The organism is Pseudarthrobacter sp. J1738, from assembly GCF_050490315.1.
In the GTDB taxonomy this organism is placed as follows: Bacteria; Actinomycetota; Actinomycetes; order Actinomycetales; family Micrococcaceae; genus JBNPEO01.
On record NZ_JBNPEO010000005.1, the window covers coordinates 31,801 to 50,822 of the forward strand.

16 protein-coding genes are annotated in these 19,022 nt (G+C 59.7%); 9 read left to right on the forward strand and 7 right to left on the reverse strand.

The window, feature by feature from the left end; genetic code table 11:
• Positions 1–37 precede the first annotated feature (37 nt).
• From ACQR35_RS08790 to ACQR35_RS08800, 3 genes are all read right to left on the reverse strand, one after another.
• Positions 38–1,819, reverse strand: coding sequence for a glycoside hydrolase family 13 protein (locus ACQR35_RS08790; protein WP_430269806.1), 1,782 nt, complete (start codon positions 1,817–1,819; stop codon positions 38–40).
• Between the two features lie 105 nt (positions 1,820–1,924).
• Positions 1,925–4,177 carry a hypothetical protein gene (locus tag ACQR35_RS08795; RefSeq protein WP_430269807.1) on the reverse strand — a complete coding sequence of 751 codons (2,253 nt, stop codon included), beginning with the start codon at positions 4,175–4,177 and terminating at the stop codon, positions 1,925–1,927.
• On the reverse strand, positions 4,177–4,500 hold the full coding sequence (locus tag ACQR35_RS08800; RefSeq protein WP_430269808.1) for a hypothetical protein: 324 nt from the start codon (positions 4,498–4,500) through the stop codon (positions 4,177–4,179). Before ACQR35_RS08800 ends, ACQR35_RS08795 begins: the two co-directional genes overlap by 1 nt.
• Positions 4,501–4,754: 254 nt before the next feature.
• Between ACQR35_RS08800 and ACQR35_RS08805 the strand changes: the two genes are divergently transcribed.
• The 4 genes from ACQR35_RS08805 to ACQR35_RS08820 all read left to right on the forward strand — a co-directional run bounded on the left by ACQR35_RS08805 (position 4,755) and on the right by ACQR35_RS08820 (position 9,063).
• Entirely contained in the window at positions 4,755–6,107 is a 1,353-nt protein-coding gene (locus tag ACQR35_RS08805; RefSeq protein ID WP_430269809.1) for an ABC transporter substrate-binding protein, read from the forward strand.
• A gap of 71 nt (positions 6,108–6,178) precedes the next feature.
• Positions 6,179–7,144 (forward strand): carbohydrate ABC transporter permease, encoded by a 966-nt coding sequence (locus tag ACQR35_RS08810; RefSeq protein WP_430267340.1) that lies wholly within the window; start codon positions 6,179–6,181, stop codon positions 7,142–7,144.
• A complete protein-coding gene (locus ACQR35_RS08815; protein WP_430267341.1) occupies positions 7,141–8,046 on the forward strand; it encodes a carbohydrate ABC transporter permease in 906 nt (301 codons plus the stop codon). The genes ACQR35_RS08810 and ACQR35_RS08815 overlap by 4 nt, the downstream gene beginning before the upstream one ends.
• Positions 8,047–8,052: 6 nt before the next feature.
• Positions 8,053–9,063 carry a LacI family DNA-binding transcriptional regulator gene (locus ACQR35_RS08820; protein WP_430267342.1) on the forward strand — a complete coding sequence of 337 codons (1,011 nt, stop codon included), beginning with the start codon at positions 8,053–8,055 and terminating at the stop codon, positions 9,061–9,063.
• A 40-nt stretch (positions 9,064–9,103) separates the two neighbouring features.
• On the opposite strand, the gene ACQR35_RS08825 is transcribed toward ACQR35_RS08820, so the two are convergent.
• Positions 9,104–9,964, reverse strand: coding sequence for a hypothetical protein (locus ACQR35_RS08825; protein WP_430269810.1), 861 nt, complete (start codon positions 9,962–9,964; stop codon positions 9,104–9,106).
• 29 nt (positions 9,965–9,993) lie between these two features.
• A complete protein-coding gene (locus tag ACQR35_RS08830; protein ID WP_430267344.1) occupies positions 9,994–10,800 on the reverse strand; it encodes an exodeoxyribonuclease III in 807 nt (268 codons plus the stop codon).
• Positions 10,801–10,920: 120 nt separating this feature from the next.
• Here ACQR35_RS08830 and ACQR35_RS08835 point away from each other — a divergent pair, with 120 nt between their 5' ends.
• The 5 genes from ACQR35_RS08835 to ACQR35_RS08855 all read left to right on the forward strand — a co-directional run bounded on the left by ACQR35_RS08835 (position 10,921) and on the right by ACQR35_RS08855 (position 16,578).
• On the forward strand, positions 10,921–12,057 hold the full coding sequence (locus tag ACQR35_RS08835) for an NADH:flavin oxidoreductase/NADH oxidase (protein WP_430269811.1): 1,137 nt from the start codon (positions 10,921–10,923) through the stop codon (positions 12,055–12,057).
• A 146-nt stretch (positions 12,058–12,203) separates the two neighbouring features.
• Positions 12,204–13,715: a CoA-acylating methylmalonate-semialdehyde dehydrogenase gene (locus ACQR35_RS08840; protein ID WP_430269812.1), complete on the forward strand. Its 1,512-nt coding sequence runs from the start codon at positions 12,204–12,206 to the stop codon at positions 13,713–13,715.
• Positions 13,715–14,824 (forward strand): enoyl-CoA hydratase/isomerase family protein, encoded by a 1,110-nt coding sequence (locus ACQR35_RS08845; protein ID WP_430267347.1) that lies wholly within the window; start codon positions 13,715–13,717, stop codon positions 14,822–14,824. Before ACQR35_RS08840 ends, ACQR35_RS08845 begins: the two co-directional genes overlap by 1 nt.
• Positions 14,817–15,740 carry a 3-hydroxyisobutyrate dehydrogenase gene (gene mmsB, locus ACQR35_RS08850; RefSeq protein WP_430269813.1) on the forward strand — a complete coding sequence of 308 codons (924 nt, stop codon included), beginning with the start codon at positions 14,817–14,819 and terminating at the stop codon, positions 15,738–15,740. Before ACQR35_RS08845 ends, mmsB begins: the two co-directional genes overlap by 8 nt.
• A 58-nt stretch (positions 15,741–15,798) precedes the next feature.
• Positions 15,799–16,578, forward strand: a complete 780-nt coding sequence (locus ACQR35_RS08855) for an enoyl-CoA hydratase (protein ID WP_430269814.1) — start codon at positions 15,799–15,801, stop codon at positions 16,576–16,578.
• A 138-nt stretch (positions 16,579–16,716) separates the two neighbouring features.
• Here the strand turns inward: ACQR35_RS08855 and ACQR35_RS08860 are convergent, their stop codons facing one another.
• Both ACQR35_RS08860 and ACQR35_RS08865 read right to left on the reverse strand, forming a co-directional pair.
• Positions 16,717–17,223: a MarR family winged helix-turn-helix transcriptional regulator gene (locus tag ACQR35_RS08860; protein WP_430269815.1), complete on the reverse strand. Its 507-nt coding sequence runs from the start codon at positions 17,221–17,223 to the stop codon at positions 16,717–16,719.
• A gap of 2 nt (positions 17,224–17,225) precedes the next feature.
• Positions 17,226–18,983, reverse strand: coding sequence for an AMP-binding protein (locus ACQR35_RS08865; RefSeq protein ID WP_430269816.1), 1,758 nt, complete (start codon positions 18,981–18,983; stop codon positions 17,226–17,228).
• Between the last annotated feature and the right edge of the window lie 39 nt (positions 18,984–19,022).

The window sequence follows — 19,022 nt, forward strand, 5'->3', positions numbered from 1 at the left end:
TGACCGGCCCTCAGCTGTTGTGTTCTAGCATTCTGCCTTAGCTCTTGGGGAGCAGCCAGACAGCGGCGTTGGGATTGAGCACTGTCCCGCTTACTGCCGCGCTGTCGCTGGGCAAAAACACCGTAAATTCGGCCGGTAGCTCAACCGCGGTTGAGCCCAGATTCGCGAGCACCAAGAGCTTCCCGTTGGTAAAAGAAACCACCCCAGCCGTAGGCGCATGCAAAGGCGACCACACCAAAATGCCCTTACCCAAAGCCCATTCCTGGCGCGCCTTGAGCGCCGCACGGTACATCTCCAGCGTGGAACCTACGACGCCGGACTGCAGCTGCGCGGCGTACTTGCGGAAGGTCTCTGGCTGGGGTAGCCATGGCGTGGCAGGTGCAGCGGACTGGGCGGGTGCCGCCGTCGTAGTTGTAGCGGTTGCAGCACCATCGGTGCCCGGTGTTGGAAGGCTGAAACCGTAGCCGGGTTCGTCCGGCGACCAGGGCAGCGGGACGCGGCAACCGTCCCGGCCTGTTTCTTTTCCCTTGGTCCGGAAAAACGAGGGGTCCTGACGGAACTCTGCCGGGAGCGTGGTGTGCTCGGGCAGGCCGAGTTCTTCGCCCTGGTAGATATATGCCGAGCCGGGCAAGGCGAACATCAACAAGCTTGCTGCGCGGCCGCGGTGCAGGCCCAGCGCTTCATCCGGTTGTTCCTCTTGGGCGGAAATACCGCGCGGATACGTGGTGGGGTCCTTCAGGCCAAAGCGGGATGTATGGCGCACCGAATCGTGGTTGGAAAGCACCCACGTGGTGGGTCGTTCAACCGTGGCGCTGGCGGCCAAAGATTCATCGATGCTTTTGCTCAGGCGCAGGGCGTCCCAGCCGGCAGTGAGATAGCCGAAGTTGAAGGCCTGTTGCATTTCGTTATGACGCACGTAGCGCATCAGACGGGCCACAGGCTCTACCCATGCTTCGGCAACAAGCAGGCGGTCGCCGTCGTATTCGGCCAAAACCTTGTGCCACTCGCGGTAGATCTCGTGGACACCGTCCTGATCAAAGTACGGCGGCGCTTCTGGGGATTCCGGTGCTTCTTCTGCCGGGGCTGTTTCAGTTTTGCTGCCTTCCACCATGGCCACCTTGGCAGACCAATTGGGTAACCCGTCTGCCTTGATGAGCCCGTGAGCGACGTCTACGCGGAATCCGTCCACACCCTTGTCCAGCCAGAAGCGCAAAATGGCTTCGAATTCGGTGCGAACCTCGGGGTTGTGCCAATTGAGATCGGGCTGTTGGGAGGCAAAAATGTGGAGGTACCACTCACCGGGGGTACCGTCGGGCTCCACCACACGCGTCCAAGCAGGCCCACCGAAGATGGACTGCCAATCGTTCGGCGGCAGGGCGCCGTCGCCCTTTACCTTCCCATCCAGGCCAGGGCGGAACATGTAGCGTTCGCGCGCGGGGGAACCGGGCGCGGCAGCGAGTGCCTCCTGGAACCATACGTGCTGGTCAGAGGTGTGGTTCGGGACCAGATCCACGATCACGCGCAGACCCAGTTCGCGGGCGCGGGTGCGCAAAGCGTCGAAGTCGTCGATCGTCCCGAAGAGCGGGTCCACCTGGCGGTAGTCTGCAACGTCATAGCCGGCGTCGGCCTGAGGGGAGCGGTAGAACGGGCTCAACCACACGGCGTCAACACCTAGCTCAGCGAGGTGGTCTAGGCGCGCAGTGATGCCGGGAAGGTCACCCATACCGTCCCCGTTGGCGTCAGAATATGAGCGCGGGTAGACCTGATAAATGACGGCGTCGTACCACCAGGGCTTTGCGGACGCGGATGCTATTGGCATGGCTGACCTTTCTGTCGCTGACCTCGCGCCCAGCCTATCCCGCCAGCCTTAAACGGCCCTTGGAGTTTGCAGTGGGCGCGTCACAAAAGCGCTGAGCTGTTGCACTTAGTTCTGGGCAGGCTTGCTGAAGTCCGGGGCATCACGTTGGTCCTTGGCGAGTTCCGCGTAAACATTGAAGATCTCATTGACGGAGGAGTGTGTGACGGGTTTGGGCCCCTGAGTCACAGCGTCATTTTCGGCATTGACGATTGCCGCATCAACCGGCGGCTGGTACTTAGCTAGCCATTCTTTGGCTTGTTGGTCGCTGAGCTTGGAATCGCTGTTCACGCCCCCGGCCGGTGTTACAACATCAACACCTAAGGAGTGCCCCAGCGAGGCTGTAATGACCATTCGGAGATGAAGCTCTTGACTCTGAAGATTTGCGTTCGAGGCGGCTTTAGCATCGTCAGCATGGTGGGCCAACAAGGCGCTGATCCAATTGGGCTTACCGTGAACGCCTGCCGAGTTCAGGCCCAACCAGCTCACTTGCTGTTCTGGTGTCCGGGCCACAACAAAGCTCAGCAGCTTGCCCATCGGGATGTAACCCACGGCAGTTTTGACCACTACACCAGTGGCGGTAATTTGTTGGTCCTCAACCTCGGCCTGGTTGATGGGTTTGTCCTGGCTGGCGGCATCAACGATGGTCCACAGCTGAACGCTTCGCTTGGCTGCTTCGATTTTGTCGCTAATGTTCATTGTTGATGACGCGTCTGCTGTAGAAGACGCATATTCGTCAGCAAGGCTTCGCATCAGACGTTCGCCGCGATCATGGTGCATAACGATTTTCACTAACCGGGTGAGCTCCTCACGTTCCACTCGTGGGGTGGTTCGTTGGGTGGCATCGAACATTTGTCCGCTCACTGTTGTTCCGTTGGCGGACTTGTTCAGGGCGCTGAGTGTGGTTGCTGCAAGGCCGGGCACTTCAATGGCTACGGCGGTGGCCATAATTTCCCCTGCCTCGGGGGAATGCCCATCGATGACCGATGGATTGGCCAAAAGCGTCTGGATGATGTGGAAGGACATAACGGCCGTATTTTCACGTATCTGGCCTTTATAGTTATTCGCAGAAACGGCCTGTTCGATCGACTGCCACAGGAGCGCGACCGAGACGAACTCATCTATGTTGCTGAAGTCTTGGGCAAACCAATATTTGATTCGCTCTGCACCGATGTCACCGGATAGAAACTCCAGCGCGAGGTCCTTGATTGTGGCAACCCGGGTCAACAACGGTGCCATACCTTTAAGGATTTGGGTGTGGAGTGCCGCGCCATCCGTTCCGCTCCGTTGCCGGGCAAATTTGTCCAAGATTTCCGAAGCCACCATGACGGCCGAAGCGCCCATTGGCATGGTGCCAGTAAACAGCGCACCGAGCTCTGCCGGGCTGGCAGTTAGGCTCAGACGGCCCTTGGATTCACCGGTGATTGAGGAGAAGTACTTGCGTGCTGTTGTACTATCCCAGCTCTGAGTTCCCACTGCCAGGCCGTTCAACAGTACGGGCACCAAAGCCGAACCAAATTCCGTCCCGGCTTGGGAGTACTGAGCCAAAAGCGTTTTTAGGTCCAAGGTCTTTTTGGCCCCAAGTGACTCATAAAACGCGGACATGGTTTCAGGATCATCCGCATACGGCAAGAGCATGCCAACCAACTGTTCACCATAGGATTCGAAGTCCCCAGGGTGTTTCAGGAAGGCCTGTGCAGCAGTGGCTAAGGTGGTTCCTCTGGCTTGTGGGCTCAAGCCTTCCGGGTCGGCGATCCCAGCGTTAAGGAAAGCCTGACGGCGGCCCACATAAGGGTGGATGGCGTGTTGCACCAGTGCCTGCTCCAAGCGTTCGTCAGCTTCGAACCGGCGTTGGCGCATGACGTCGAGGGAGCGCTCGCATTCCCACAGCTCGGTTTGTTTTTCTTCGTGCAGTGCCAAATCTGCAGATTTTGGTAGCGAAATGGAGTCCAAAAAGGCAATTGGAGGGGTGGCCGGGTTTGCCAGCAGCCAATTATTGGCCCCTTGTCTGCGGTCCAACAAGGTGCGGGATTCCACTTGGATCTTCTTCAATTCCTCGCCATAGCTGCGCAAAGCACTTTGCTGCTGGCTCACGGCCTCGGCAGCGGCACCCAACAACCCAGCCATGCGTTCCATTACTATGGACCATGCCGTGGCAGAGCGCCCCTCCCAGATTGCTTGCACCTCCACAGGGAGTGCCCTGCAATTGCGTTGCGCCTGCTCAAGCGCTCCAACCCGGGCGTGGAGCGAAACCAGTGAACTTTCAATCTCGGCCGGGTTGTGGTCTCCCGGATTCTCAGCGGAAACAAGAACCGGCGCCATTAGGACATTGCCTGAACTTGGCCCAGCCCGCTTCTCGCTGCAGGCAATGAGTAGGAAGCATCCCCAGACGCAGGGCCTTCAGTGGACGCGTAGCTGACCGCCGCTTCCCGGACATCGCGCGCGATCGACATAAACTCGTCGCCGAAGTTCTTCAGGGTTGTGTCCGTGAGCTCTCCGGAAGTGCGGACGGAATTGGCGATTGAGAGCGACCTTGACTCGTCAAGCGTGAAAGGCAGGAAGCAGCCCAACAACATGGCAATGGACTCGATCTGCCCTGCCTTGGCGCTGAGAGAGCGGTAATCAACCGTGAATGATGTCCCCATAAAAGTTATGGTGCCAGCCGCCGAGCCTGTGGTGAAGTCGAAAATCGTCGCCTGTGGATAACTCGCTGCTATTAGCCCAAGGTTTCACTTTGGTAACTAGTTGTTAACTTGATGCAGGAACCTCTTGCGTTGCAGCTACGTAAGCGCTTACGCTGGCCAATACTAAGGCTCGGTTCAGCGGTCTTGCAGTCAGCACTCAGGAAGTAGTGCAAGGGATCCGCTAGCCAGCACTAATGACAAAGGAGTCAGCCCCGATGAAATTCAGAACCAAACCCACCATGATGCTTCCCCTGGCCGCCGTCGGAGCGCTTGCTTTGGCAGTCAGTGGATGTAGTGGTGATACCACAAGCAGCGGTTCCAGCGCCGGTAGTGATGATTGCTCGGCATACAGCAGCTACGGCAAGCACGACGGAAAAACCGTTTCCGTTTACTCCACCATCGTGGACGTAGAAGCCACCAACCTTGAAGAGTCTTGGTCACAGTTTGAGAAGTGCACCGGAATCACCATCAAGTATGAAGGTTCCAAAGAATTTGAAACCCAGATCGGTGTTCGTGCCAAAGCTGGCACTGCTCCGGACGTTGCAATCTTCCCGCAGCCCGGGTTGATGGCAGATCAAGCCAAGGCCGGCTACCTCAAGCCCGCACCTCAGGCAGTCTCTGACTTGGTAGACAAGAACTGGTCCGCAGACTGGAAGAAGTACGGCACTGTTGACGGAACCTTCTACACCGCACCCATGCTTGCTAACGTCAAGGGCTACGTCTGGTACTCACCCAAGACTTTCAAGGACAACGGCTGGGAAATCCCCAAGACCTGGGATGACATGGTCTCCTTGACCAAAAAGATTGCTGACGAAGGCAAAATGAAGCCTTGGTGCGTTGGCTTCGAGTCCGGTGAAGCAACCGGCTGGCCGGGCACCGACTGGGTTGAGGACGCTGTTCTGCGCGAATCCGGCCCCGAGGTTTACGACCAGTGGGTATCTCACGAGATCCCGTTCAACGACCCCAAGATTGTTTCAGCCTTTGACAAGGTTGGTTCCATCATCCTGGACCCGAAGAACGTTAACGGTGGCTTTGGTGACGTCCGTTCAATCTTGACCACAGGCTTCGCTCAGGCGGGCCAGCCGGTTCTGGATGGCACTTGCGCCATGCACCACCAAGCAAACTTCCAGGCATCCAACTGGCCGGAAGGCACCAAGGTTGCTGAAGACGGCGACGTCTGGGCATTCATGGCACCGCCAATGGACGAGTCCAAGGGCCAAGCCATCACCGGTGGTGGCGAAATGGTTGGCGCGTACAAAGACACTGAAGAAGTTAAGTCCTTCTTGGCTTACATGGCCAGCGCAGACTTCGCTAATAACCGCGTTAAGCTCGGCGGCGTGATCAGCGCAAACAAGGGCTTGGACGCCAACAACGCTCAGACCGCATTGGACAAGGCATCTATCAAGCTGCTCCAGGACCCTAAGACGGTCTTCCGCTTCGACGCATCTGACCTGATGCCCGGTGCAGTTGGTTCCAACTCGTTCTGGAAGGGCATTGTCTCCTGGGTCAATGGCACCCCCACCAGCAAGGTCGTTGACCAGATTGAGTCCAGCTGGCCTAAGAAGTAGCTGTTCGGTCAATTCTTTGAGGCCCGGGGTCTAGTACCCCGGGCCTCGCCCCTACCTCAGGAGCTGTAGTTATGGGCATCGTTTTTGACAAACTTTTCCAAGTCCTTCTGGCGCTGGTGATCTTCGCGGCAGTAATCGTTGTGATCGTTTTAGCCGTTGGTGTGCTTCCCAAGCGCATCCGCGAAAAGGGATTTATCGTAGCGTTTTTGGGCCCAGCACTTCTGCTGTTGGCCGTAGGCCTGATCTGGCCAGCCATCCAAACTGCGTACCTCTCTTTGACCAACTCCAGCGGAAAAGTAGTTGGTTTAGACAACTTCGTATGGATTTTCACCCAGCCTGAAGCGCTGGTCACTCTACGCAACACCCTCATCTGGACAGTTATTGTCCCCCTTTTCTCCACCGGAATTGGCCTCGCCTACGCAGTCTTTATTGACAAGGCTCGCGGCGAAAAAATCCTCAAAGCACTCGTCTTTATGCCGATGGCCATCTCCTTCGTGGGCGCCGGTATCATTTGGAAGCTCGTTTACGACTACCGCGGCGAGGGCATTGCTCAGACTGGTCTTTTGAACCAGTTGCGCAGCCTAGTTGGTGCCAAGCCATTGCAGTTCCTGCTGGACGCGCCAGGCAACACCTTTTTCCTCATTGCAGTGATGGTGTGGATCCAGACAGGATTCGCCATGGTGGTACTTTCCGCCGCCATTAAGGGCATCCCCGCGGACCTCGTGGAAGCTTCACGCTTGGACGGCGCCAACGCCCTGCAGCAGTTCCGCAACATCACCATTCCCGGCATTCGTGGGTCCTTGGTGGTGGTGGTCACCACCATCACTATTGGCACGCTGAAAGTGTTCGACATTGTCCGCACCATGACGGCCGGTAACTACGAAACCTCTGTGGTGGCCAACGAGATGTACACCCAGGCGTTCCGTGCCGGTGAACCAGGACGCGGTGCGGCGCTAGCCCTAGTGCTGTTCCTCTTGGTCTTGCCAGTGGTCATTTACAACGCGCGAGTTCTGCGCAAGCAGAGGGAGATCCGATGAGCACCGTCACTGAAGAACCGCAGGTGATGCGCCGTGTGCGCAACCGGCTTACCTCCCGTTGGGCCACCGTTGCTGCAGTACTGATCGCCGCTGTATGGACCATTCCAACCTTCGGGTTGTTCGTTTCATCCTTTAGGCCCGCGGCCATGCAACAAGGCCCGCGCTCTAATGGTTGGTGGAATGCCTTCACCGATTGGCAGTTCACGTTCAAGAACTACGCTGACGTTTTGTCCTCTGCCAGCTCGCAGTCGCCTAACCTGGGTCAGTACTTCTTGAACTCTCTAGCCATTGTTATTCCGGCAACGATTTTCCCGCTGGTGCTCGCTGCAATGGCCGCGTACATGTTCTGCTGGGGCAAGTTCAAGGGCAAGGACACACTGTTCATTTTGGTCTTCGCCTTGCAAATTGTGCCCTTGCAGATGGCTTTGATTCCGTTGCTTCAGCTCTTCACACAAGTGTTGAAGTTGCCGGGTGGGTCATACCTGCAGTTGTGGATTGCGCACACCATCTTTGCCCTTCCACTGGCTACCTTCCTACTTCACAACTTCATCTCAGAGATTCCCGGCGAAGTTATTGAAGCTGCACGTGTTGATGGTGCCGGTCACGCCACGATCTTCTTCCGTGTGATCCTTCCGCTCTCCGTTCCGGCACTTGCATCCTTTGGTATTTTCCAGTTCCTATGGGTCTGGAATGACCTGCTTGTGGCCTTGGTGTTCTCCGGAGGAACCTCAGACGTTGCGCCCATAACGCAGCGTTTGGCTGAGCTTTCCGGTACCCGAGGCAACAAGGATTACCTGCTGCCAGCGGCGGCGTTCACCTCAATCATTGTTCCGCTGTTGGTCTTCTTCGGCTTGCAGCGTTACTTTGTTCGTGGGCTACTGGCAGGTGGCCTCAAGGGGTGATGTGCCATGTCCGGAATTGAGGACGTGGCGCGTGCCTTAGGGGTTTCCACGGCCACGGTATCCCGTTCCATTCGCGGCTTACCTGGGGTTTCTGAAAAAACGCGACGGCGCGTTATGGCGACCGTCGACGAGCTTGGTTACGTCCCGTCGTCGTCCGCTTCAGGGCTGGCGACGGGGCGGACCCGCACCATCGGTGTGCTGGAACCTTTTGTAAACCGCTGGTTTTTTGCCAAGGCGATTGAAGGCGCTGACAAACAGCTCCAAGCCCACGGCTACAACCTGATGCTCTTCAACTTGGGCGGTCAGGGCAGCGACAGGTCTCGGCTATTCAACAAAGCCATGGTTCAGAAGCAGATCGACGCCCTTTTGGTGCTGTGTATGGCGCTAAACCCAGAAGAGCTAGAGCATATGCGCGACATTGACCTGCCCATGGTGGTGGTGGGTGGTTTTGCCGAGCACTGCCCTTACATAGGTATCGACGATTACGCGGCGGCCTCGGTTGCTGTGAATCACTTGGTGGATTTGGGCCACCAGCGAATCGCCTTCCTGCACGGTCAAGATGAGCGAGAGTTCAACTTCACTGTGGCCAGGGCACGCGGTCAGGCCTTTGAAGACGTGATGGTTCGTCACGATTTGGAGATCAGGCCTGAGTGGGACGAAACCGGCGACTACACCATGCAAAGCGGCTGGAAAGCTTTCGAGCGGTTGTGGGCCAGACCCGGCGAAAAACCCACCGCCATTTTTTGTACCTCGGACGAGATGGCCATGGGAGTGATGTTCGCTGCAGCCCGGGCCGGGATTTTGGTACCTGGCCAGTTGTCGGTGATCGGTATGGACAATCACGAATTCGCTGAAGCTCTGGGCCTGAGCACTGTGGAGCAACGCCCGGAAGTACAAGGCGAGATGGCCACGAAAATGGTCCTTGCAGAGCTGGCTGGCCACACTGGGAGCATCAAAACAGTGATAGCCCCGCACCGGCTTCTAGCAAGAAGTACGACGGCGCCTCCCGGACTTTAGTTCGCAGCGTTACGGTTCGGCTTCGCGCGGGCGGGTGCGGTTAGCTCGCGCGGGCCAGCTGCCGGATGGGGATCCACCGGGAGGCCAAGCGACGGTATGCGGCAGCGGCCCCGGTGACGTCCCCTTCGGCGAGGCATTCGATGCCCAACCGCACGTCCATGGGGGACTCATCGGGGAAGACCCGGTCTGCCACAGAACCGTAATCAAGTTCCACCCGGGCGTTTGGGTCAAACTCTTCGAGCCACAGAATGATGTCTGCGACTTCTTCGAGCATGTCCAAGTCTGGTGCGGCGAGGGCTAGGTTGGCCACCGTGTACCGTGCGCGTTCTAGGGTCTCGCGTAGTTCTGCCTGGACCCGGACTGTGGCAATTTTTCCGTCCACCTCAACAACTTCGGTGGGGTCGGATTCTTGGAACAGTGCGAACCAGCTAAACGGGATGCCCCACGTGGAGGAGCGGGTGTGTACCCGGCCGCTGGAGTCTTCCACCACAAACGCTTCTTGGGTGCGTTCGCGGTGCGTTTCGCGCTGTTCCTCAATCAGCAGCAGTTCAGCCAGACCCGAGTTTGGCCCAACCGCCAATGCGTCAGCGGCTAAACCGGCCCGAATCATCAGTTGGCTGGGGCAGTAAAGGTTCGTGGCGTCGTCGGGCGTTGAAGTTTTGGCCGCGGCCATGATCCGGAACGTTTCGGTGCGCACAAGCGGGTACGGATTGGCAGCTGGCCGGGTGATGCGTTGGAGCGCTTCAGTGATTTCGCGTTCTTCAACGTCGTCCCGGGTCTCGCCGCGTTCCTGAGCGGCGATAATAAGGCGCTGCTGTGCGGGGCTAAACGCCGAGAGTGGCTCGTAGACGCGCAGCATTGAGGTAAACGGTAGGCCGGATTGACCCCGGTAGATTCCCATTTATGCGCGCCGTGCTGTGGGCAAAAGCATCAGGACGCCAGCTCCACGATCACGGGTGCGTGGTCGGATGCACCTTTACCTTTGCGTTCTTCGCGGTCAATTGCTGCACCCGTGACGCGGGCAGCAAGCGCGGGGGAGGCCATCACAAAGTCAATACGCATACCTTCCTTTTTGGGGAAGCGCAGCTGGGTGTAATCCCAATACGTGTAGACGCCCGGGCCGGGAGTGTGAGGGCGCACCACGTCGCTGAATCCGGCTTCTTCAAAGGCGCGGAAGGCTGCACGCTCGGGTTCGCTCACGTGAGTGAGGCCTTCGGAGACGAAGTAGTCGATGTCCCAGACGTCCTCGTCGGTGGGGGCGATGTTCCAGTCGCCCATCAGCGCCACTTGGGCCTCGGGGTTCTCCGTGATCCAGCCACTGGCCTGGTTCTTCAGGACATCCAGCCAGTTGAGTTTGTACGGCATGTGCTCATCATTGAGGGCACGGCCGTTGGGGACGTAAAGGCTCCAAACGCGGACGCCATTGCATGTCGCAGCGATAGCGCGGGCCTCCTGAACAGGGTCCTTGCCGCCCTTGCCGAACTCGGGCTGACCGGGGAAGGTACGCTCAACGTCGTCGAGCCCCACACGGGAGGCGATCGCCACGCCGTTCCACTGGCTCAGGCCGAAGTGGGCCACCTCGTAGCCCATCCGTTCGAAGAGCTCCCACGGGAAATTCTCGTCCTTGCACTTGGTTTCTTGGATGGCCAGGACGTCACAGTCACTGCGCTGAAGCCAAGCCTCAACACGGTCGGCGCGGGCACGGAGGGAGTTCACGTTCCAAGTTGCAATCTTCACAGTCACTAACCTACCGAACTTGGCTTGGGTGTGTCCCTTTGGTGGCTGAAGGAATGCGGGCCGATCCGCAATGCCGGGCCTTCTGGAATACTCGGCCGGGCTCGCCGGTTGCCCACGAATGTGAGCACACTATTTTCTCCCGTCGTACTGTCCGCCCCCGCTGGCCAACTTGAACTGCGAAACCGGACCATGTTGGCGCCGATGTGTATGTACTCGGTGGAAGCGCACGACGGCGTCCCCACCCCGTGGCATCTGGTTCATCTTGGGGCCCGTGCCGCTGGCGGTTTTGGCATGGTGATCGCCGAGGCCACCGCTGTGGTGCCGGACGGGCGGATCTCGCCAGAGGATTTGGGTCTATGGAATGACGAACAGGTGGCAGCTTTTAAGCCGATTGTTGAGTTCATCAAGAACCAAGGCGCTGCGGCCGGTGTCCAACTGGCACACGCTGGCGGTAAGGCCTCCACGTACGGGAACGTTCCGCGGTTCACCGCCCGCGACTTGAAGGGTTCAATCCCAGTGTCCGACGGCGGATGGGTCACCGTGGCTCCGTCCGTCACCACGGTGCACGGGCTGGCAGAGTCCCACGAACTTACTGAGGCGGAGATCGCCGAGTCTGTACTGGCGTGGGCCGATGCCGCACGGCGTGCCGATGAGGCTGGTTTTGACTTCATCCAGATTCACGCCGCCCACGGATACCTGATTCACCAGTTCCTGTCACCGCTAAGCAACACCCGCACGGACGGTTACGGCGGCTCCTTCGAAGGACGGACGCGGTACCTTCGCGAAGTGGTCGCCGCTGTCCGTGCCGTGTGGCCGGACTCCAAGCCGCTGGGTGTGCGCTTCTCTGGTTCTGATTGGGTTGAGGCTGGCTGGACCATTGAGGAAACCTCGCGTTTGACTGTTGAACTGAGCTTGCTCGGCGTGAGTGTGTTTGACCTTTCCAGTGGTGGAATTGGCGCATATCACGGCCCCACCGGACCGGGGTATCAAGTGGAGTTGGCCCACGCAGTGAAGAGTGCGCTGGCTGCTGATGCTGCCGAGCGGGGCGTAGAAAATACTTCGTTCGTGTCGGCCGTGGGCATGATCACTACGGCTGAGCAGGCCGAACAGGTCCTGGTTGATGGGCAGGCCGATGGAGTGTCCATAGCCCGGGCCGCCCTGAAGGAACCGAACTGGGCGGCGCTCGCAGCCCGCGAACTCGGCGAATCCGTGGAGGTTACCCCGTTTGCGCCCCAGTACTGGCGCGCGCACTGGTGACGGGGTCCCGGTAGGTTCCAGCCGCCGTCGTACATCCTGCCCATCACCTCTGGAAAATAGTAGGAAGTCCGAGTATATTCGGGACCAGAGAGACCTGGATCACACTGGGTCGCACGCCGTTCGGTTGTATGCAAGGGAGCATTCACATGACCGCAGGAACCCCGCGCCAGCTTTCGCATTACCTTGACGGGAAGCCTCAGGGTGGCACGTTCGGCCGTTTCGGTGACGTCTATAACCCGTGTACGGGGCAGGTTCAGGCTCAGGTTCCGCTGGCTTCCCGCGAAGAGGTGGATGCCGCGGTGGCCAGTGCGGCCAAGGCTCAAAAGGTGTGGGCGGCCATGAACCCACAACGACGCGGCCGGATCCTGCTCAAGTTCGTGGACCTGGTCAACCAGAATATGGACGAGCTCGCCACGCTCCTCTCCAACGAACACGGCAAAACTTTCCCGGACGCCAAGGGTGATATTCAGCGCGGTATTGAAGTGGTGGAGTTCGCCGCCGGCGCCCCGCATTTGCTCAAGGGCGAATTCAGTACCGAGGCAGGCACTGGAATTGACGTCCACTCCCTGCGCCAACCGCTCGGTGTGGTCGCGGGAATTACTCCGTTCAACTTCCCGGCCATGATCCCGCTCTGGAAAGCAGGGCCAGCGCTCGCCGCCGGTAACGCCTTTATCCTCAAACCATCGGAGCGTGACCCATCCGTGCCGCTGCGTCTGGCCGAATTGCTCACCGAAGCTGGCCTGCCGGATGGTGTGTTCAATGTGGTCAACGGTGACAAGGACGCCGTGGACGCACTGCTTGAACATCCCGACGTCAAGGCAATCGGCTTTGTGGGCTCCACTCCGATTGCTCAGTACATTTACGCCACGGCCGCCGCTCACGGTAAGCGCGCACAGTGCTTTGGTGGCGCCAAGAACCACATGGTGATTATGCCCGACGCCGATATGGACTTGGCAGTCGACGCCCTGATCGGTGCCGGCTACGGGTCTGCCGGGGAGCGTTGTATGGCCATCTCGGTCGCCGTCCCCGTAGGCGAAGAAACCGCGGACCGCCTCGTGGCAGCCCTGGCCGAACGGGTCAAGAATCTCAAAGTGGGCCCCAGCCTCGAGGCCTCCTCGGACTTCGGGCCGGTGGTTGCGGCCAGCGCCAAGGAAAGGATCGAAGGCTACATTCAGGCCGGCGTAGACGAAGGCGCAACGCTGATCGCCGACGGCCGAGGCCTAAAAGTTGACGGGCATCCCGACGGTTTCTGGGTGGGCCCCACGCTCTTCGACAACGTCACCAAGGACATGAAGATCTACCGTGAGGAGATCTTCGGCCCGGTCTTGAGCGTGCTGCGCGCGGCTGACTATGAGGAAGCGCTACGGCTCTGCTCCGAGCACGAGTTCGGCAACGGCGTCGCAATTTTCACCCGCGACGGTGACTCCGCCCGCGACTTCTCTACCCGCGTCAACGTGGGCATGGTGGGCGTCAACGTCCCCATCCCCGTGCCGATCGCGTACTACACCTTCGGCGGCTGGAAGGCCTCCGGATTTGGAGACCTCAACCAACACGGCGCTGACGCCTTCCGTTTCTACACCAAGACCAAAACGGTCACCACCCGCTGGACAGCCGGGGTGCGTGAAGGTGCCAGCTTTGTCATGCCGGAAGGAAGCTGATGACCGCTGTGACTAACGAACCCGGGGTCATCGTTGAGCCCGCGGTTATTTCGGAGCAGCGCGGCCAGCTGGGCATTCTGACGCTCAACCGCCCCAAGGCCGTCAACGCACTCAACTCCACCATGGTTGATGCCATGCTGGCCCAGCTTGAGGCGTGGGCCACTGACGATTCCGTCAAAACCGTGCTTGTGCGCGGCGCGGGGGAGCGCGGGCTGTGCGCCGGCGGTGACATTGTGGCGATCTACCAGGACATGTTGGGCAGCGAAGCCGGGAACGCTACCGCCGCGTTTTGGCAGGAGGAGTACCGGCTCAATCTGCTGATTAGCGAGTACCCCAAGCCGTACGTGGCGCTAATGGATGGGCTCGTTTTGGGCGGCGGTGTGGGCATTTCGGCGCACGGCTCGCACCGTGTAGTCACCGAGCGGACCCGCACCGGAATGCCGGAAACCACCATCGGGTTTGTGCCCGACGTCGGAGGGACCCTTTTGCTTTCCAGCTCACCCGGGCAGACGGGCACCCACGCGGCACTCACCGCAGCGCACCTCAACGGTGCCGACGCCATCTACCTGGGGCTTGCAGATCACTTTGTTGAGTCCAAGGATCTTGCCGCGCTCACTGCCGCGCTGGAAAGCGAAGACGCGGATGCCGCCGTCGGGCGTTTTAGTTCTACCGCCCCGGAATCTGCGTTGGAACGGCAGCGTGAGTGGTTGGATGCCTGTTATTCCGCTGGCAGCATCGAAGAAATTCTGGCCGCGCTGCGGGCGGCCGGTGCGGCCGGAAATGCTGACGCGGCTGGGGCAGCGGAGACCATTGCGGCGAAGTCGCCCACGGCCGTGAAGGTGACGCTGGAGTCGTTGCGGCGGGTGACGGGAAAGTCTTTGGCGGATGCGCTTGCACAGGAATTCCGGGTGGGTTTGCGGTGTGTTGAGGGTCCCGATTTTCGTGAAGGAATCCGGGCGCAGGTGGTGGATAAGGACCGTAACCCTCAGTGGAACCCGGCCACCCTCGCCGAGGTTGATGCGGCAACAGTTGAGGGATATTTTGCCCCGTTGGGTCAGCGTGAACTGGTGTTGGAACGCGTAGAAATCAAGGAGTCAGGCCATGAATAGCACTTCAGCTTTGCCGCGTGTGGCGTTTTTGGGGCTCGGGCACATGGGCGGTCCCATGGCTGCGAATCTGGTGGCGGCCGGGTATCAAGTGACCGGCTTTGATCCGGTCCCGGCGGCGCGTGAAGCCGCGGCTGGCAACGGCGTCAGCCTCGCGAATAGTGGGGTTGAGGCCGCCACTGGAGCGGACATTATCCTCACGATGTTCCCCAGTGGTCAGCACGTTCTTGCGGCGTACCGGGGCGACGGCGATGATGCCGGTTTGCTCGAAGTGGCGCCGGCGGGATCGTTCTTTTTGGACTGTTCCACTATCAATGTGGACGAGGCCCGTCTGGCCGCCGAGCTCGCCACAGCGGCGGGGCACCATGCCTTGGACGCGCCCGTTTCCGGCGGTGTGGTGGGTGCCGAGGCTGGCACTCTGACCTTTATGGTGGGTGCCACGGATGCCGACTTTGAGACGGTACGCCCGCTATTGGAGGTTATGGGCAAACGCGTGGTTCACTGCGGTGGATCCGGGCTGGGGCAGGCCGCGAAGGTCTGTAACAACATGATCCTGGGTGTATCGATGATCGCCGTGAGTGAGGCGTTTGTACTGGGTGAAAAGCTCGGGCTCAGCAACCAGGCGCTCTTTGATGTGGCGTCCACGGCGTCTGGCCAGTGCTGGGCATTGACCACCAATTGCCCCGTCCCCGGGCCGGTTCCGGGCAGCCCGGCCAACCGCGACTATCAGCCCGGGTTCGCCGGGGCTTTGATGGCCAAGGACCTAGGTCTTGCGCTCAACGCATTGACGAGCACCGGCGTCGCGGCTCAAATGGGGTCGTTGGCTGCACAAATCTATGCTGACTTCGCGGCGGGTGAGGGAGCGGGCCGGGACTTCTCTGGCATCATCACGGAGATTCGGGACAAATCAGGCCAGTAACGTGATGCGTGGCAGTACTTTTTTCAACCGACTTTGAACCTTCGGTAAGGGGCATGTTTTGACGCAGCAATTTGAGAACATCCTGGTTGAGCGGCACGGACGTGTGCTTTTGGTGACGCTCAACCGGCCTAAGGCGCTCAACGCGCTCAACCATGCCACCATGGGCGAAGTGGTGGCGGCAGTTTCCGCTGCGGACCTTGACCCTAGTGTGGGCGCCGTGGTGCTGACCGGCTCGGAGAAGGCTTTCGCGGCTGGAGCTGACATCAAGGAAATGGCGTCTAAGGGCTACGCCGAGATGTACGCGTCGGACTGGTTCCGTCATTGGGAGGATCTCACGCGTTTGAGGATCCCGGTGGTCGCGGCTGTGTCCGGGTTCGCCCTGGGCGGTGGCTGCGAACTAGCCATGATGTGCGACTTCATCATTGCTGGCAACAACGCCAAGTTCGGGCAGCCGGAGATCAACCTCGGCGTGATCCCGGGTATGGGTGGCTCTCAGCGGCTGACCCGTGCCGTGGGCAAGGCCAAAGCGATGGACATGATCCTGACCGGGCGTTTTATTGGCGCGGAAGAGGCCGAACGTGCCGGTCTTGTGGCACGGGTGGTCCCGGCGTCGGACGTTGTGGCGGAGGCACTCAAGGCGGCCGAAGTGATCGCGAGTAAGTCCAAGCCGGCGGCAATGCTGGCGAAGGAAGCAGTAAACGCGGCATTTGAAACCGGGCTGGGCCAGGGCGTGGTGTTCGAACGGCGCCTCTTCCACTCGCTCTTCGCCACCGAGGATCAAAAAGAAGGAATGGCAGCGTTCACCGAAAAGCGCGACCCCGACTTCAAACACCGCTAACCCTCCATGCCCCTCCCGCCGAATGGGTAGATAACGTCCCTTTGAGAGGGTTCTAAACGACGTTATCTACCCGTTCGGCGAAGAAGGGCATCGAAGAAGGACAGCGGGGAGAGGTGAAGGGAGAATGCGGGAGGGGAGTTAACCTTCGAAGTCTCCGGCCTGTTGGCGGAAGTCAGCCAAGATTCTGATCAACGGGCCTAGGTCCTTTTGCGGGAATCCCGAGTCTGCGAACACCTCGGTATTTAGCGTCTCCGTCGCCCTGCGGACCAGCGAACTCCCCGCAGACGTCAGCCGAACCAGTGTGGTCCGTCCATCTGTTGGGTGCGGTTCGCGCGTTACTAGGCCAGCTTGTTCCAAGCGGTCGACGGCGTTCGTCACCGAAGTGGGATGCACCTGCAACAGGGCGCTCGCCTTATTCATGGGCAGCTCGTGTTTGCGCGAAAAGTTGAGCAAGGCCAGCAACTCGTACCGCGCAAAGGTCAACCCAAAGGGCTTCAGTGCCGATTCGGCCCGCGCCATCAGGATCTGCTGGGTCCGCATGATCGCGGTGATCGCGGCCATGGGTTCGGCCACGTTACCCCAGCCGTGCTTGGCCCAGTTCTCTTGGGCATCCGCAATGGGGTCCCGGGGCAGGGGTGCAGCCACGGCTACCCTCGCAGACCGGGGAAGTCGTCTTCCGAATACTCCACGCCAAACCCGGCAGAATCAGCAGCACCAGCGGAACCGTCAAGTGGATGCCGAGCCTGTTCTTGCGCCCGCAGCTCGACCCGCCGGATCTTGCCTGAAACAGTCTTAGGCAATTCGGAGAACTCCAGCCGACGAATCCGCTTAAACGGCGCCAAGTGTTCCCGGCAGTACCGCAAGATGTCCTCGGCCAACTCGGGCCCAGGTTCCCGCCCGCCCGCCAAGACTACATAGGCCTTGGGCACGGAGAGTTTGATGGCGTCCGGCGACGGGACCACGGCGGCCTCGGCCACGGCGGGGTGCTCGATCAACACACTCTCCAGTTCAAAGGGGGAAAGGCGGTAGTCGGAGGACTTAAACACGTCGTCCCCGCGCCCCACATAGGTGATCACACCACGCGAATCCCGGCTCGCCATATCGCCCGTGTGGTAATAACCGCCACGGAAGGCTTCGGCTGTTTTCTGCGGATCTTGGTAGTAGGACTTCATAAGCCCCACGGGCCGGGGATCTAAGCGCAAGCAAATTTCGCCGTCGTCCGCTTCTTCACCCGTGGCGGGGTCTACCAACACCACGTCATAACCGGGAAGTGGCAAGCCCATGGCGCCGATCGTCATGCGCTGACCGGGCGTGTTAGCCACTTGAACCGTGGTCTCGGTCTGGCCAAAACCGTCCCGAATCGTCTGGCCCCAAGCCCTATTAACTTGGTCAATAACCTCGGCATTGAGCGGCTCACCTGCTGAAACAACCTTGGTGGGCGGGTTCTTCAGCTGTGTCAGGTCGGCCTGAATGAGCATGCGCCACACGGTGGGTGGTGCGCAGAAGCTCGTAACACCTTCGGCATCCATCTGGGCCATCAGGGTCGAAGCGTCGAAGCGGTTGTAGTTGTAAATAAACACGGTGGCCCCGGCAATCCACGGGGTAAACACATTCGACCACGCGTGCTTGGCCCAACCCGGCGAGGCCACATTCAGGTGCACGTCGCCCGGTTCCAGCCCAATCCAAAACATTGTGGACAGGTGCCCCACGGGATAGGAGGTGTGAGTGTGTTCCACGAGTTTCGCCTTGGACGTGGTGCCCGAGGTGAAATACAGCAGCAATGTCTCGTCAGCCTTTGTTGGTGAGTCGGGTGCAAAAGACTCGGACGCCGCAGCAGAGTCTGCGTAACTAAGTGCAGAGTTACCGCTGATGACGGGCCCGACGCCGGTGCTGCCGCCGTCGTTGATTTCGATCAGGCGGTAGGTGCCTGGCACGTCGGCAAACTTGCCAATGTTTGAACTGCCTACGGCAACCCACGATGCCCCGCCGCGCTCCACGCGATCCCGCAGATCCGCTGGCCCCATAAGCGTGGTGGTGGGGATCATCACGATGCCGAGCTTGATGCCAGCGAGCATAAGTTCCCAGAGCTCCAGCTGGTTCCCCAACATGATGATCATGTGGTCCCCGCGTTGCACACCTTCCCCACGAAGCCAGTTGGCCACTTGGGCGGAACGGCGGCTCAGTTGTGCGAAGCTGCGGCGGGTGGAGCTGCCGTCTTGCTCAACAATGACCAGGGCCTGCTGATCGGCGGTGGCAGGATCGGCGCCAAGGTGATCAAACCAGTCCAACGCGAAATTGAACTCTTCGAAGCGGGGCCATTGGAAACCGTCCCTGGCCGCTTGGTAATTCTCGCGCAGGGAAAGGAGGTGGTCGCGTGCCGCACGGAAGTCGTCGGTGACTGTCATGGGGGCCTCTCAGCTATCGAAACTAGTGATCTGCATCAC

What these genes read in the sequence shown, in the direction of transcription:
- ACQR35_RS08800 (WP_430269808.1), bottom strand. Translation starts at nt 4,500, where the DNA reads ATGGGGACATCATTCACGGTTGATTACCGCTCTCTCAGCGCCAAGGCA.
- ACQR35_RS08820 (WP_430267342.1), top strand. Translation starts at nt 8,053, where the DNA reads ATGTCCGGAATTGAGGACGTGGCGCGTGCCTTAGGGGTTTCCACGGCC.
- ACQR35_RS08790 (WP_430269806.1), bottom strand. Translation starts at nt 1,819, where the DNA reads ATGCCAATAGCATCCGCGTCCGCAAAGCCCTGGTGGTACGACGCCGTC.
- ACQR35_RS08825 (WP_430269810.1), bottom strand. Translation starts at nt 9,964, where the DNA reads ATGGGAATCTACCGGGGTCAATCCGGCCTACCGTTTACCTCAATGCTG.
- ACQR35_RS08845 (WP_430267347.1), top strand. Translation starts at nt 13,715, where the DNA reads ATGACCGCTGTGACTAACGAACCCGGGGTCATCGTTGAGCCCGCGGTT.
- ACQR35_RS08795 (WP_430269807.1), bottom strand. Translation starts at nt 4,177, where the DNA reads ATGGCGCCGGTTCTTGTTTCCGCTGAGAATCCGGGAGACCACAACCCG.
- mmsB (WP_430269813.1), top strand. Translation starts at nt 14,817, where the DNA reads ATGAATAGCACTTCAGCTTTGCCGCGTGTGGCGTTTTTGGGGCTCGGG.
- ACQR35_RS08840 (WP_430269812.1), top strand. Translation starts at nt 12,204, where the DNA reads ATGACCGCAGGAACCCCGCGCCAGCTTTCGCATTACCTTGACGGGAAG.
- ACQR35_RS08805 (WP_430269809.1), top strand. Translation starts at nt 4,755, where the DNA reads ATGAAATTCAGAACCAAACCCACCATGATGCTTCCCCTGGCCGCCGTC.
- ACQR35_RS08865 (WP_430269816.1), bottom strand. Translation starts at nt 18,983, where the DNA reads ATGACAGTCACCGACGACTTCCGTGCGGCACGCGACCACCTCCTTTCC.
- ACQR35_RS08810 (WP_430267340.1), top strand. Translation starts at nt 6,179, where the DNA reads ATGGGCATCGTTTTTGACAAACTTTTCCAAGTCCTTCTGGCGCTGGTG.
- ACQR35_RS08815 (WP_430267341.1), top strand. Translation starts at nt 7,141, where the DNA reads ATGAGCACCGTCACTGAAGAACCGCAGGTGATGCGCCGTGTGCGCAAC.